The sequence below is a fragment of the Kerstersia similis genome (assembly GCF_965139615.1).
Classification (GTDB): Bacteria; Pseudomonadota; Gammaproteobacteria; order Burkholderiales; family Burkholderiaceae_B; genus Kerstersia; species Kerstersia similis.
In genome coordinates this window covers 1-13,626 of the sequence record NZ_CBCSIQ010000004.1, presented here as the reverse complement: position 1 = coordinate 13,626, position 13,626 = coordinate 1, and the positions used below count along the sequence as shown (strand labels likewise).

The following is a 13,626-nucleotide window of genomic DNA, read 5'->3' as shown; positions in this document are numbered from 1 at the left end:
AGAGCGCCAGCCTCTCCCAAGCAAGCCCCTGGACAATGCCGCAGTTTTGCCATCGGCCACTGCCTCTGCCGCAGGCCGATGGCGGGCCCTGGGCCCTGCTGCGCTGTGTGTCCCTCAGCCCGGCTGGTACTCGGCCCCTGGCCAGCGGAATGCCTGGTGGCCCGCCGCCGAGCGCCATGAAAAACGCCCCTGATACGCCTGTCATGACGGCGAACCAGGGGCGCTTGCAGCGCGAGCCGTACCCCGTCAGGACTCAGCCCTGGGGTGGTACGACGTTATCAAGCCTCAAAGCGCGGCGGTCAATGCCGGCACAGCCTGGAACAGATCGGCTTCGACACCGTAATCTGCCACACCGAAAATCGGCGCTTCCGGATCTTTGTTGATCGCCACGATCACTTTGGAATCCTTCATCCCGGCCAGATGCTGGATGGCACCGGAAATACCGACGGCCACATACAGTTGCGGCGCGACGATCTTGCCCGTCTGCCCCACTTGCCAGTCATTGGGCGCATAGCCCGCATCGACGGCCGCACGCGAAGCGCCCAGCGCCGCACCCAGCTTATCCGCCAGCGGCTCGAGCAGCTTGAAGTTCTCGGCGCTGCCCAGACCACGCCCGCCCGACACCACGACAGTCGCCGCCGTCAGCTCCGGACGCTCGCTGGCAGCCACTTCACGGCTGACAAATTGCGACAGACCGCTGTCCGCCACCGCCGCCACGTTTTCAAGCGTGGCGCTGCCGCCTGCCGCAGGCGCAGCGTCGAATGCCGTCGTACGCACCGTCAGCACCTTGACCGGATCCGCCGATTGCACCGTGGCAATGGCATTGCCCGCATAAATCGGGCGTTGGAACGTATCGGCGGAATCGACCGCAATGATATCCGAGACCTGGGCGACATCCAGACGCGCTGCCACCCGGGGAGCCACGTTCTTGCCCGAAGCCGTTGCCGGGAACAGGATGTGGCTATAGCCGCCTGCCACCGCCAGCACCTGTTCGGACAGGTTTTCGGCCAGGCCTTCGGCCAATTGCGGCGCATCGGCCAGCAACACCTTGGCTACGCCAGCGACCTTGGCCGCTTGCTCCGCCACACCGGCCGCCTGGGAACCGGCTACCAGCACGTGCACATCACCACCGATGGCTGCCGCAGCCGCCACGGTATTCAGGGTAGCGCCCTTCAACTGGGCATTATCGTGTTCAGCAATTACCAGGATAGCCATCTTCAAACCACCTTCGCTTCATTCTTGAGTTTATCGACCAGCGCAGCGACATCCGGCACCTTGATCCCCGCCTTGCGCGGCGCCGGCTCGGACACCTTGAGCGTTTTGAGGCGCGGCGCGGGATCCACGCCCAGGGCGTCAGGCGTCAGGGTATCCAACGGTTTCTTCTTGGCCTTCATGATATTGGGCAAGGTCACGAAACGCGGCTCGTTCAGACGCAGATCGGTGGTGATGATTGCCGGCAACTTGACCGAGACCGTTTCCAGGCCGCCATCGACTTCACGCGTCACGATGGCGCGGTCGCCAGCGATTTCCACTTTGCTGGCGAAAGTCGCCTGGCTCCAGCCCAGCAACGCTGCCAGCGCCTGCCCCGTCTGGTTGGCATCGTCGTCGATGGCCTGCTTGCCGAGCAGCACCAGTTGCGGCGCTTCTTTTTCCACCACGGCCTTGAGCAGCTTGGCCACGGCCAGCGGCTGCAGCTCGACGTCGGTCTGCACCAGCACACCACGATCCGCGCCGATAGCCAGCGCCGTGCGCAGCGTGTCCTGGCACTGTGCCACACCGCAGGAAACTGCAACGACTTCCGCTGCCGCTCCCTTTTCCTTCAGCCTGATGGCCTCCTCGACGGCGATTTCGTCGAAGGGGTTCATCGACATTTTGACGTTGGCGATATCGACGTCCGACTGATCGGACTTCACGCGTACCTTGACGTTGTAGTCAACGACACGCTTGACGGGTACGAGAACCTTCATCCAGCAATCTCCAAAAAATCAAATGAGCAGGCTTCCCCGCGCAGCATGCCGGCCCAATTGCCGGCGTCTCTATTTCTACTACCGGGTGCGCACGCCGAAACTCAGCGTCCGTGGCCCGCCTGAGCAGGCAACGCACCGCACCCTGGGCCTGAAAGGCCCAAACCTTGCGATTCTACAGCTTCGACAACGCACGCACGTGCGCCACGACACTACGCCCCAGCGAGGACAATTCGTAGCCCCCTTCCAGCATGCTGACGATACGGCCTTGCGCATACTTATCCGCAACGCCCACCAGCACCCGGGTCAGCCAGGTGAAGTCGGCTTCCGTCAACTTCATGCCGCCCATATCGTCCTCACGGTGCGCATCGAAACCGGCGGAAATCAGCAGCAACTGCGGCTGATGTGCATCCAGACGCGGCAGCCACTGTGTTTCGACCAGCTCCCGCACCGCTTCCCCGCCACTACAGGGGGGCAAGGGCACATTGCACATATTGGCAGCCTGCGGCACCGCCCCCCGGTGGGGGAACAAGGCCTGCTGGTAGAAACCGCACATCAATACCCGCTCATCACCGGCGAACATGGCTTCTGTGCCATTGCCGTGATGCACATCGAAATCAATGATGGCGATACGCTGCAGGCCATAAGCATCGAGCGCATGGCGCGCCGCGACAGCAATATTGTTGAAAAAGCAGAACCCCATGGCCTGATCCGGCAGCGCGTGGTGTCCGGGCGGACGCACGGCGCAGAAAGCCACATGGCTTTCCTGGCTGCGCATCACCGCATCGACTGCGGCGATGCCCGCTCCTGCCGCATGACGGGCAGCATGGAAAGTGTAGGGATTGATCTGCGTATCCTGATCCAGGCGCACATATCCTTCGGACGGCGTCATCTCGCGCAGCCGGGCGATATAGGCCGGATCGTGCACCGCCGCCAGCGCCTCTTCACTGGCCGGGCCGGCCTGCATTTCACGCAGGCAGGGCATCAGCCCGCTGGCAAGCAGCTGGTCGGAAACCGCACCCAGCCTCTGCGGGCATTCGGGATGATGCGGCCCCATCTCATGCAACCAGCCTGAGGGGTGGGTAATATATAGTGTCTCCATAAGGTTCATTATGTTCGCCACCTCGCGTTTCCCGCAACTGGGATTTCTTGCCATGATGCTTGCGGGCTGCGCCAATACGGCCAGCTCCATTGCCAGCGCCCCGGCCGCCAGCGCCGCACCGCCTGCGTTCCAGGCGGCCCGTATCACGGTGGATGGTGTCCAGCCTCTGCCTTTGCCCCCTGCCGGCACTGCGTCTGCAACGGCGGCAAGCATGTCGCCTGCCGCACCGGTGCCTGCGCCGGTTCCCGCCCGGCCAGCGGCCCTGCCTCCCGGCGCAGCCCCCGCACCTCTGCCCAGCTTCCCCAGCATTCCCGGCGGTTTCAGCCGTGACACCGCAAGCGCCTTTGCCCAGGCTGCGGCGGCCTCACGCCAGCTGCCGGCCGACTGGACGACAGCGGCCATGGACAATGCGCAATACCATGCGCAGGTTGCCAGCCTGATGGCTCCCACGCGTGGCGGCAAGCCTGTCGTTCGCAGCTGGACAACGTATCGCGGCCGCTTCGTCGAACCCATCCGTATTCGCAAGGGGCGGGCCTTCATGGAACAGAATCAGGCTGCGCTGCAACGTGCGGAAAGGGAGTATGGCGTTCCCGGCCATGTCATCGCCGCGATCATAGGCGTCGAAACCCTGTATGGCGAACAGACCGGCAGCTTCCGCGTTCTGGATGCCTTGAGCACCTTGGCCTTCGCCTATCCCGATGCCTCGCGCCCCGAACGCGCCGCGATGTTCCAGGACCAGCTGGCCGACTTCCTGCTCTGGACCTATCAATCCGGCCTGGATCCAGCAGCGCCACGCGGATCTTTCGCAGGCGCCATGGGCATGCCGCAGTTCATGCCGACCAGCATTCTCAAATTCGCGGTGGACGGCGATGGCGACGGCCGGATCGACCTGCAGAACAACAGCACCGATGCCATCCTTTCCGTGGCCAATTTCCTGCGCCAGCACGGCTGGGTGCCCGGCCTGCCGGTTTTCGCTCCGGCCCGCCTGAGCCCACAGGCGCAAGCGCTTGCCGATGGTGGCCTGGTACCGCGTCAGGATTGGCAGGCGCTGCAGCTGGCTGGCGCCAGCCTGGCCCCTGGGGCGTCCGATCAGGCAACATGGCTGCAGCATCCGCTGGGCGTCATTGATCTGAAGGACGAAGCCCGTGGCGTCACGGAGTTCCGTACCGGAACGCCAAACTTCTTCGCACTGACGCAATACAACCGGAGCTACTTCTACGCAACCGCAGTCAACGACCTGGCCCAGGCGCTGCTCAGGCAGCCCTGAGCCTACTTCCGGGCCGCGCGCTCCAGCGCGCACGCAGTTCCGGAAAGACAGCAGGTTCGGCATGAGCCGGCCTGCTGATCAGCCACGTTATCCGTTGAACACACCGGTGGACAAATACCGGTCACCACGGTCGCATACGATGAAAACGATCGTGGCGTTCTCGACTCTTTCGGCCACGCGCAATGCAGCAATCAGCGCACCAGCAGAAGAAATACCGGCGAAGATGCCTTCCTCGGCCGCCAGGCGACGCGCCATGGTTTCCGCAGCGGATTGTTCGATGAGTTCGAATTCGTCCACGCGATTCGCCTGATAAATGGCTGGCAGATAGGCCTCAGGCCATTTGCGTATGCCGGCAATCTGTGAACCGGGCGCTGGCTGCGCGCCGACCACGCGAATCTCGGGATTGCGACTTTTCAAATAGCCAGACACGCCCATGATGGTACCCGTGGTGCCCATTGCACTGACGAAATGGCTGACCTGCCCGTCCGTTTGCTGCCAGATTTCCGGCCCTGTCGTCTCTATGTGGGCTTGCGGATTATCCGGATTGGCGAACTGATCCAGTACCTTGCCCTTACCTTCCCGCTGCATGGACTGCGCCAGATCGCGGGCATATTCCATTCCACCCTGATCCGCAGGCGTCAGAATCAACTCGGCGCCATAAGCCGTCATTGCGGCACGGCGCTCCACCGAAAGATTGTCCGGCATGATCAGGATCATGCGATAACCCTTCATCGCGGCAACCATCGCCAGCGCAATGCCGGTGTTGCCGCTGGTCGCTTCGATCAGCGTGTCGCCAGGGCGGATATCCCCCCGTGCCTCGGCGCGGCGGATCATGGACAATGCGGGGCGATCCTTGACCGAGCCAGCGGGGTTATTGCCTTCCAGCTTGGCCAGCAAGACATTGCCGCGCGCAGCAATGGCGTCGCCGGGAATACGCTGCAGCCGGACCAGCGGGGTATTGCCAACGGTTTCTTCAATCGTAGGGTAGTTCTTCATATGCCACCGGAAATCACAAGCCTGCGCCCTCGATTCGGACATGACACCCCCTGGCCGGGCTAACTGCCGCCAAGGAGCGCCATGCGGCGCAAGGCGCCAGGGCATCCGCGAGAAAAAACAGCCATCATACGCCTATCAGCCCAGGCACACGCAAACGTCCCGGCCGCAACGCACCTTCAACGCGACGGGCTGCGCCCTCCGGGCGCCGCCGGCCCGGACACAGCACCGGGCAGCCGGGCCTTCACTTCCAGCCCGCCCGCCTGCATGGCCCGTGCACGCTTGAGGCCTATCCCTCGCACCCGATCAGCCAGATCGGTCAATGATTCGAACGCGCCGCCCCGTTCGCGCTCACGCACGATCAGCAGTGCTGTTTTCGGCCCGATGCCGCGTACCGAGATCAACTCCGCCACCGTTGCCGCATTGGCATCCACGGCCTGGGCGGAAAAACTGGCGCAAGCGCCTGAGACCGCCAATGCCGTCCAGGCCAGACGCCGGCGCCAGGTTCTGGCCTGGACGGCATCGGGTGGATCCTGTTGGGGTTGCCATGCGAGCGCAGGAACAAGGAATGGATTCATATCGCCTCCGTCAAGGTTGCCGTGATTGCGCCAGCCGCAGCCGCACCGGCCCTGACTGTCGCGCATCGCAAACCGCCAGGTGGTTTGCGTCCCGCCATCATGCGCGACAACCGGGGTGCGGCAACAGCCACCCGGTACGGGTTTGCCATGGGGAGAAACCGACAGGCAGAAACCGATGGGAAGACACTGACACAGGAAAATCGACCGGGAACCATCCACCCAAGACCCCTGCCGCCACTATCATGACACAATGTCCACGCCATCATGCCCAACAATGGTTATCATGTAAGAACTACGGGATGGCGGCCTCATGACACCTGCGCAGCGTGCCAGTTACCGCCTTCGCCGCGAGATCACCTAGCTATCATCCTCGTGTGCTACCGCCGCCGGCAACGACGCATCCGTTGCGCGGTGGTTCGTTTATCAGAGAACAACATGTCCGCTGCATTGTCTTTCACGCATATCCCTAATCCTTCCCCTACCCCTGCCGCTGAGCGTGAAGCCCTGCTGGCCCAAGGCGGCTTCGGTACCGTCTTTTCCGATCACATGGTTACCATCGAATGGTCGCAGGACAAGGGTTGGCACAAGGCTGAGGTACGCAAGCGTGAACCCTTCCTGCTGGATCCTGCCGCGGCCGTCCTGCACTACGCGCAGGAAATCTTCGAAGGGATGAAAGCCTACCGTACGCCCGAAGGCGAAATCACGCTGTTCCGCCCTGACCAGAACGCACACCGCTTCAATCTGTCGGCAACGCGCATGGCCATGCCCACACTGCCGGAAGAAACCTTCCTGGAAGCCGTCGAACTGCTGGTCAAGACTGACAAGGACTGGATCCCTGGCGGCAACGGCAGCCTGTATCTGCGCCCCTTCATGTTCGCCAGCGAAGCCTTCCTGGGTGTGCGGCCGGCCCATCATTACACCTTCTGTGTCATTGCCTCGCCAGTGGGTGACTATTTCAAGGGCGGTGCCAAGCCGGTCTCGGTGTGGGTATCCACCGATTACACGCGCGCCTCGCAGGGCGGCACGGGGGCAGCCAAATGCGGTGGCAACTACGCCGCCAGCCTCGTCGCCCAGGCCGAAGCCTATGACAACGGCTGCGACCAGGTCGTGTTCCTGGATGCGGCGGAACACCGTTGGATCGAAGAACTGGGTGGCATGAATGTCTTTTTCGTCCTGGAAGACGGCAGCCTGCTGACCACGCCGCTGGCCGGCACCATTCTGCCTGGCATTACCCGCGCTTCCCTGCTTGAACTGGCGCGCGCCCGCGGCCTGAAGGTCGAAGAGCGCCGCTACTCCTTCGAGGAATGGCAAGCAGATGCCCGCAGCGGCAAGATCAAGGAAGCCTTCGCCTGCGGTACCGCAGCGGTTGTGGCCGCCATCGGCGAAGTCCGGTATGCCGGCGGCAGCTTCAAGATCGCCGACGGCCAGACCGGCCCGTTGACGGAAAGCCTGCGTGCAGAGCTGACTGGAATGCAGCGCGGCCGCGTAGCCGACACCCGTGGCTGGACGCGCCACGTCGCCATCTAAAGCACATGCCTGCCGGCGCTGCCGGCAGCGCCGACGGCCGACCTGCCTGACAGGTCGGCCGTTTTCTTTTGGGTAGTTTTCTTGTCGGTGGTTTTATTGTGGCTGCCATCCGGTTGGCCCCTGGCCCGCCAGGCCAAGCGCACCGACAGCAGGCGTCTGCCTCCGCTGTGCCCTGGCGCTACACCGCAGCAGCCAGTTCCTCTGCGGTCACGATGGAGGTGCCCAGCTTGCCCACGACAATGCCGCCCGCCTTGTTGGCCCAGCGCATGGCCTGATGCCAGTTCAAACCTGCTGCCCGCATGACGGCCAGCGTTGCCAGGACGGTATCGCCTGCCCCCGACACATCAAACACCTCGTGCGCCTGTGCCGCCACGTGGTCTTCCCCTTCATCGGTGTACAAAGACATGCCCTGCTCCGAGCGCGTGAGCATCAGGCCGCGCAAATCCAGGCGCTGACGCAGCGCCTGGGCACGACGGGTCAGGTCATCTTCCGTGCGCCAGGCACCCGCCACAACTTGCAGTTCCTGCCGATTGGGCGTCACCATATCAGCCCCGCGGTAGCGCGAAAAATCATCGCCCTTCGGATCCACCAGGATGGGCATGCCCGCGGCCTTGGCTCGTGCGATGAGCAACTCCACTTCTGCCAGCGCACCCTTGGCATAATCCGAGAGCACCAGCACGTCATAGCCCGCCAGCAAGGCATCCACCCGCTCGCGGATGTTGCGCAGCACCGAGGCGCCCAGCGTTTCCTCAAAGTCGATACGCAGCAATTGTTGCTGCCGGCCCAACACCCGCAATTTCAAGGTTGTCGGGCAATCCTGGGTTTGCACCAGCGCGGAAGCAATTCCGGCCTCATCCAGCAAGGCCGCAATGCGGCGCCCGGGCTCGTCCTCACCCACCACGCCGACGACGCAAGCCTGCGCCCCCAGGGCAGCAACGTTGCGCGCCACATTGGCGGCACCGCCCAGGCGATCTTCCCTGCGGGCCACCCGCACCACGGGTACCGGCGCCTCAGGCGAAATGCGCTCCACTTCGCCAAACCAGTAGCGATCCAGCATCAGATCGCCCACGATCAGGATACGTGCCCGCTTGACGGCATCCACCGGGAAAGCTTCCATCACATTTCCTCCAGGCGCCGGGGCGGATAGGTTTCCCAGGCGTTGCAGCCCGGACACTGCCAGTAGAAACGACGCGCCTGGAAGCCACATGCGTTGCAGGCATAGCGGTCCAGGCGCTGGGTATGCTTATGAATGAGCGTACGCAACAAGGCCAGATCCTCATGCTGCCCACCGAGCACGGCGGCAACGGATTCCTCCTTGGTAGCGTCTTTGTTTTCAGCCAGTTCGATTTCCAGCAGCCGATCCAGGCCCAGCAACGAGGGGCGGCGCGACAAAGCGCTGCGCGCAAAATTCCAGGCGGTTCCTTCAGATTGCTGGGCGCGCAACTCTCGAAAAACGATATTGAACAAATCCAGCGATGGCTGGCTGACATACTGGGTCTGCAACAGCACCAGACCCTCCGCAGCCTTGCCTTCGGCACGATAATTCTGCAACAAGGCTTCGGCCACCAGGCCGGCGTATGCCGGATGCTCATGCAACACGGCTTCCAGATGCAGGCGCTCCGCCTTGGCATCGTTCTGGCGCGCCGCAACCTGCGCACGCAACATGGCGATGCGCACTGCGGCGGCCGCACCGCGCTTCTGCCCGCCTTCCGTAGCGGCAGCCTGGGGCAAGGCGGCTTCGGCGGCATCCAGCGCCTCCTGCGCTCCCAGCAGATCGGGCGTCTTGCCCTGCAAGGCCATCTGCGCCAGCTCACAGTAGTAGTGGGCCAGCTCAGGCACCGGTTCATCGGTCATCGCTCGCAGCATGCGCACCGTTTCAATGGCCTTGGGCCAATCATGCCCAGCCTCGTAAATACGGATCAAGGCCTGCAAGGCTTGCAAGGCGTAGCGGGTTTCCTGCAACTGGCGGAAGGCTTCTTCGGCGCGATCCAGCATGCCGGACTTGAGAAAATCCTGCGCCAATTCGTACATGGCCTGCTCACGCTGAGGCGCTGGCAGGTCGGCACGCGACAACAGGCTTTGATGCACGCGGATTGCCCGTTCGATTTCACCACGACGCCGGAACAGATTCCCCAGCGCAAAGTGCAGCTCTATGGTTTCGGTATCCAGCTTGGCGACTTCGACGAACGCGTCAATGGCACGATCCGGCTGCTCATTGAGCAGGAAATTCAGGCCCCGGAAATAGGAGTCCGGCAGCTGGCGCGTTTCACGCAGCATTTGCCGGATATCCACCCGTGCCGCCACCCAGCCCAGTCCGAATAGAACGGGCACAAAAATGAGCCACCAAGGTTCAAAGTTCACGCGAAGATTCCGCCACAAAGAAACAATTCAACACGCCGTCCCGCAACTGCTGTTCAGCCGTCACAGCGGCGAAAGCGGCGCCACGGTTTCCGGCGCGACAACGGGCTGCTGCTCATGCTCACGCGCCACGATTTCCCGGACTTTTTCCAGTTCGCGCCGCAGACGAGCCGCTTCGCGACGGTTGCGTACGACGGCAGGCACCATCAGCAGCAAGCCAAACAAGGTGCCGACAACAAACACGGCCAGCATCACGACAATCAGCGGAACCTGTTCGGCCGCATAATCGCCATAGAACTTGACGGCGACAGGCTCGGTATTTTTCAACGCAAACATCAACACTGCGATGAACACCAGCGCACGAAGGAACCAGACGAAATAGCGCATGAGACAAGCTCCGCAATGGATTGGGTATCTTTTATTGTAATCCGCTCCGGATGCCAGGGATTCCTCGTTACCGCCCGTGCAGGCGAACCCCAGGACCCTGGGCTCCAGGCAGTCCAGCAAACTGCCAACGGCAACAGAAACGCCGCCTTGCCGACGAGGCAGGGCGGCGTTCATTCAAAGCCTGACAGCCTGGGAGGCGCTCAGGCTCAGAGTTTGTCCTTGAGCACGGTCAGCAAACGCCGGGCCGCGCCATCGGAAACCTTGTTGCCCTTGTCATCCACCACATAGACTTGGGTCAAATCCCCCACCTGCTGCAGGCGCAGGCGATAGACCTGCACATCCAGATCTGGCGAGGTACGGAACAGGCGGGTAAAGAAGTTGGCCGATTCACTCTTCATGCCGCTATCAATATCGGCATAGCGCACGAAGTACTCGCCTGCCGCACGGTCACGGTCATCCACCGTGAAACCTGCGGAGTCCAGGCCCATGCCGACACGACGCCAGGCGCGATCGAAGGGTTCCGGTACTTCCAGCATGTCTGCGCCGCTGGCCAAAGCCACTGCAGCAGGGGCAGCCTTGGCAGCGTTATCGGCTGCGGCGGCCTCTTCAGCCTTGAGCTGTCCTGCCTTCTTCATGGCTTCTTCGTCGCCACCGCCCAGATAGACCATCATGCGCGACAGCATCGCGGCATTCAGCTCCGGCGACTCTGGGCCGACTTCCCATTTGACGCGCGCATCATCATGGCCGACATTACGCTCGAACATGTGATCGTGGCTGATGAAGATTTCCGTGCGTCCGTCGATCCGCTCCAGGCGCGTACGGAAGCGCTCGCGCTCACCGCTATCCCAGACCTGATCAATGATGCGGCCCAACAGGTTGCGCAAACCGCTCTCCGGAATCTTGGCCCGGTTTTCCGCCCAGCCGGTCTGGATGATACCGACGGCGGGGTCATTGCTGGCGATCGGAAAGCCTTGCTCTTCCCAGAACGTGACAATGCGCGGATACAACTCACTGGGCGAAGCGTCAGCTTCCAGCCAGCGGCGGTCGCCGTCCCGGACAATGCGCAAGCCGGGGAATTCCGGCAACACATTGGGTCCCAGGGGCTTGGCCTGAGCAGCTTCGGCACCTTGCTGCTGGAACGCGGTGAATGTCGTCGAACCCGACGCCGGCATTTGATAGCGCGGGTCGCTCGCCGCCTGAGTCAGGTCGGGAGGAATGCTCAAGGGTTTGGTCCGGTTGGAGCTGGCCCCCTTGTAGTCGATGGACTCTTCATTGCCCAGCAGTTCATTGACACTGCTGCAACCTGCCAGTACAACAGCCAGAGTCAATGCCGGGACGGCCAATCGGCCTTTATTCATTCGCAACCTCTTCATTCAATTACAGGCCCGCTCGGTGCATGGCATCCCGCACCAGAGCATGATACTCGGGTGACAGGGTAACCAGCGGCAGGCGGTAGCCTGGCGGAATCAAGCCGCGCTCGGCCATGGCCCACTTGACGGGGATGGGGTTTCCTTCAACGAACAATGCCTTGTTCAGACGCCCCAAGCGTCCATTTAGTTCACGGACACGTGCAATATCGCCAGCCAGCGCAGCAGCACAGAGCTCACTCATGGCGCGCGGCGCCACATTGGCCGTCACGGAAATATTGCCGGCTGCGCCCAACAGGATCAACGCCGCTGCCGTAGCATCATCGCCACTGAATACCTGGAAGCCCTTGGGGGCCTCATGCAGCAACAAGGCACCGCGACCGATATCACCCGTTGCGTCCTTGATACCGATGATGCCAGGGACCTGCGCCAGGCGCAGCACGGTATCGTTGCTCAGATCCGCTACCGTACGGCCTGGCACGTTATAGAGAATGGTCGGCAGATCGACGGCTTCGGCAATGGCACGAAAATGCTGAAACAAGCCTTCCTGGGAGGGACGGTTGTAATAGGGCACGACGGACAAGCCTGCGTCGGCCCCTACCGCCTTGGCATGCCTGGCCAGCTCGATGGCCTCGCTGGTGGAATTGGCACCCACACCCGCGATCACGGGAATACGGCCAGCTGCATGCGCCACGGCCACGCGGATCAGCTCGGCATGCTCATCCACATCCACCGTCGGCGATTCACCTGAAGTTCCGACCACGACAAGGGCGTTGGTCCCTTCGGCGATGTGCCAGTCAATCAAAGCGCGGTAAGTGTCGTAATCCAGGCTGCCGTCGGCATGCATGGGCGTTACCAGCGCGACCAGACTACCGCGGAAAACCGGGTTCTGGGATGCAGTCGCGTTCTCTGCCATTCTGAAAGCTCCAGCCGTGCCCGGCATGGGCCACGGTAACGTATCAAACTACTGAGTTTAACGGATGCCGGCCGGGCCTATTAAAAAAAGAGCGACAACCGGCGCGCATCCGCGCAGGCAAGCGCAGATGCACAGAGAACGCAGCATAGAAAATCGGCAGTCAGACGGCAAGACCCAGTGTGGCCGGATCGCCCTGCCCCAAACGCTCGATCACCGGCGATGGACCGGACATATCTATTACCGTCGTGGGAAGACTGGGGCAAAACCCCGCGTCGATAATCCCGGCGAGCTGGTGAGAATACCGCGCTTCAATGTCTTCGGCTTCCGTCAGCGCCTCGGTTTCACCTTGCGGGATGAGCGACGCGGAAATCAGCGGCGTCTGCGCATTTTCCAGCAAGGCCAGTGCCGCGGTATGCGAAGGCACGCGTATCCCTATGGTTTTTCGCGACGCATGCGATACCCGCCGGGGAACTTCGCGGCTGGCCTCCAGAATGAATGTCCAGGGCCCGGGAGTCGCCGCTTTGAGCAGCCGGTATTGCGCATTATCGACTTTGGCCAAATGCCCAATTTCCGCAAGATCGCGACAAAGCAATGTCAGATGGTGTTTATCTGTCAAACCGCGCAAACGCCGCAAATCATCTGCTGCTGCCTTGTCGTCCAGACGCGCCACCACGGCATAACCGGAATCCGTCGGGATTGCCAGCAAACCACCATTACGCAGCAAATCAGCGGCCTGGGCAATCAGTCGGGGCTGAGGATTCTGAGGATGAACAGAAAAAATTTGTGCCATATTTCTGAATACCGAGCCATTAAATAGTCCTGGCAATCTACCACAACTACGATCGGAAGATGCATCCGAACCGCGAAAACTGCGCCCGGAACGAGTTCCCAAAGAGCCATATTGCGTGACTTTTCATGCGCTATTCATTCCTCTTCAATTATGAATACCTAGTCACCTTTTGCCGAAAATCCTGCACCATTGCAGCGCAATAAGCTCAAGAAAATTCCCATATTCAAAGATTCGAAAATACCCAGAAAATGGAGAATGTTCTGGTCTAATTCAGATGGACACCTCGATAGGGGATGATTCCACCGAGAGCCCAGCAAGATATGACCCGTATTCGTAGAACCTTTGATGCCGCCTTCAAACTCCAGGTGGTACAGATG

Annotated in this window: 14 protein-coding genes; 2 read left to right on the top strand and 12 right to left on the bottom strand. The window is 61.8% G+C overall.

Going from position 1 to position 13,626, the window contains the following annotated elements:
- Positions 1–285: 285 nt before the first annotated feature.
- From ACNA1V_RS03695 to ACNA1V_RS03685, 3 genes are all read right to left on the bottom strand, one after another.
- Positions 286–1,215, bottom strand: a complete 930-nt coding sequence (locus ACNA1V_RS03695) for an electron transfer flavoprotein subunit alpha/FixB family protein (RefSeq protein ID WP_415832241.1) — start codon at positions 1,213–1,215, stop codon at positions 286–288.
- A gap of 2 nt (positions 1,216–1,217) precedes the next feature.
- Complete coding sequence (locus ACNA1V_RS03690; protein ID WP_415832240.1) at positions 1,218–1,967, bottom strand: electron transfer flavoprotein subunit beta/FixA family protein; 750 nt, start codon at positions 1,965–1,967, stop codon at positions 1,218–1,220.
- Between the two features lie 172 nt (positions 1,968–2,139).
- The gene (locus tag ACNA1V_RS03685) at positions 2,140–3,066 is read right to left on the bottom strand and encodes a histone deacetylase family protein (RefSeq protein ID WP_415832239.1); all 927 of its coding nucleotides are present in this window, start codon (positions 3,064–3,066) and stop codon (positions 2,140–2,142) included.
- Between the two features lie 10 nt (positions 3,067–3,076).
- Here ACNA1V_RS03685 and mltB point away from each other — a divergent pair, with 10 nt between their 5' ends.
- The gene (gene mltB / locus ACNA1V_RS03680) at positions 3,077–4,333 is read left to right on the top strand and encodes a lytic murein transglycosylase B (protein WP_415832238.1); all 1,257 of its coding nucleotides are present in this window, start codon (positions 3,077–3,079) and stop codon (positions 4,331–4,333) included.
- A gap of 87 nt (positions 4,334–4,420) precedes the next feature.
- On the opposite strand, the gene cysM is transcribed toward mltB, so the two are convergent.
- Positions 4,421–5,329, bottom strand: a complete 909-nt coding sequence (cysM, locus tag ACNA1V_RS03675) for a cysteine synthase CysM (protein WP_415832237.1) — start codon at positions 5,327–5,329, stop codon at positions 4,421–4,423.
- A gap of 176 nt (positions 5,330–5,505) precedes the next feature.
- The gene (locus tag ACNA1V_RS03670; protein ID WP_415832236.1) at positions 5,506–5,904 is read right to left on the bottom strand and encodes a ComEA family DNA-binding protein; all 399 of its coding nucleotides are present in this window, start codon (positions 5,902–5,904) and stop codon (positions 5,506–5,508) included.
- A gap of 435 nt (positions 5,905–6,339) precedes the next feature.
- Between ACNA1V_RS03670 and ACNA1V_RS03665 the strand changes: the two genes are divergently transcribed.
- On the top strand, positions 6,340–7,431 hold the full coding sequence (locus tag ACNA1V_RS03665; protein ID WP_415832235.1) for a branched-chain amino acid aminotransferase: 1,092 nt from the start codon (positions 6,340–6,342) through the stop codon (positions 7,429–7,431).
- A gap of 178 nt (positions 7,432–7,609) precedes the next feature.
- On the opposite strand, the gene rfaE1 is transcribed toward ACNA1V_RS03665, so the two are convergent.
- The 7 genes from rfaE1 to ACNA1V_RS03630 all read right to left on the bottom strand — a co-directional run.
- A complete protein-coding gene (rfaE1, locus tag ACNA1V_RS03660; protein WP_415832234.1) occupies positions 7,610–8,548 on the bottom strand; it encodes a D-glycero-beta-D-manno-heptose-7-phosphate kinase in 939 nt (312 codons plus the stop codon).
- A complete protein-coding gene (gene lapB / locus ACNA1V_RS03655; protein ID WP_415832233.1) occupies positions 8,548–9,792 on the bottom strand; it encodes a lipopolysaccharide assembly protein LapB in 1,245 nt (414 codons plus the stop codon). The genes rfaE1 and lapB overlap by 1 nt, the downstream gene beginning before the upstream one ends.
- A gap of 60 nt (positions 9,793–9,852) precedes the next feature.
- A complete protein-coding gene (locus ACNA1V_RS03650) occupies positions 9,853–10,176 on the bottom strand; it encodes a LapA family protein (RefSeq protein WP_415832232.1) in 324 nt (107 codons plus the stop codon).
- Positions 10,177–10,382: 206 nt separating this feature from the next.
- The gene (bamC, locus tag ACNA1V_RS03645; RefSeq protein WP_415832231.1) at positions 10,383–11,534 is read right to left on the bottom strand and encodes an outer membrane protein assembly factor BamC; all 1,152 of its coding nucleotides are present in this window, start codon (positions 11,532–11,534) and stop codon (positions 10,383–10,385) included.
- A gap of 19 nt (positions 11,535–11,553) precedes the next feature.
- Entirely contained in the window at positions 11,554–12,459 is a 906-nt protein-coding gene (gene dapA / locus ACNA1V_RS03640) for a 4-hydroxy-tetrahydrodipicolinate synthase (protein ID WP_415832230.1), read from the bottom strand.
- 160 nt (positions 12,460–12,619) lie between these two features.
- Positions 12,620–13,249: an L-threonylcarbamoyladenylate synthase gene (locus tag ACNA1V_RS03635; RefSeq protein WP_415832414.1), complete on the bottom strand. Its 630-nt coding sequence runs from the start codon at positions 13,247–13,249 to the stop codon at positions 12,620–12,622.
- A 158-nt stretch (positions 13,250–13,407) separates the two neighbouring features.
- A partial coding sequence (locus tag ACNA1V_RS03630; protein ID WP_415832229.1) for a hypothetical protein occupies positions 13,408–13,626 on the bottom strand: 219 nt, incomplete at its 5' end.

What these genes read in the sequence shown, in the direction of transcription:
- ACNA1V_RS03695 (WP_415832241.1), bottom strand. Translation starts at nt 1,215, where the DNA reads ATGGCTATCCTGGTAATTGCTGAACACGATAATGCCCAGTTGAAGGGC.
- ACNA1V_RS03690 (WP_415832240.1), bottom strand. Translation starts at nt 1,967, where the DNA reads ATGAAGGTTCTCGTACCCGTCAAGCGTGTCGTTGACTACAACGTCAAG.
- mltB (WP_415832238.1), top strand. Translation starts at nt 3,077, where the DNA reads ATGTTCGCCACCTCGCGTTTCCCGCAACTGGGATTTCTTGCCATGATG.
- bamC (WP_415832231.1), bottom strand. Translation starts at nt 11,534, where the DNA reads ATGAATAAAGGCCGATTGGCCGTCCCGGCATTGACTCTGGCTGTTGTA.
- rfaE1 (WP_415832234.1), bottom strand. Translation starts at nt 8,548, where the DNA reads ATGGAAGCTTTCCCGGTGGATGCCGTCAAGCGGGCACGTATCCTGATC.
- ACNA1V_RS03685 (WP_415832239.1), bottom strand. Translation starts at nt 3,066, where the DNA reads ATGGAGACACTATATATTACCCACCCCTCAGGCTGGTTGCATGAGATG.
- ACNA1V_RS03665 (WP_415832235.1), top strand. Translation starts at nt 6,340, where the DNA reads ATGTCCGCTGCATTGTCTTTCACGCATATCCCTAATCCTTCCCCTACC.
- ACNA1V_RS03635 (WP_415832414.1), bottom strand. Translation starts at nt 13,249, where the DNA reads ATGGCACAAATTTTTTCTGTTCATCCTCAGAATCCTCAGCCCCGACTG.
- ACNA1V_RS03650 (WP_415832232.1), bottom strand. Translation starts at nt 10,176, where the DNA reads ATGCGCTATTTCGTCTGGTTCCTTCGTGCGCTGGTGTTCATCGCAGTG.
- ACNA1V_RS03670 (WP_415832236.1), bottom strand. Translation starts at nt 5,904, where the DNA reads ATGAATCCATTCCTTGTTCCTGCGCTCGCATGGCAACCCCAACAGGAT.
- dapA (WP_415832230.1), bottom strand. Translation starts at nt 12,459, where the DNA reads ATGGCAGAGAACGCGACTGCATCCCAGAACCCGGTTTTCCGCGGTAGT.
- cysM (WP_415832237.1), bottom strand. Translation starts at nt 5,329, where the DNA reads ATGAAGAACTACCCTACGATTGAAGAAACCGTTGGCAATACCCCGCTG.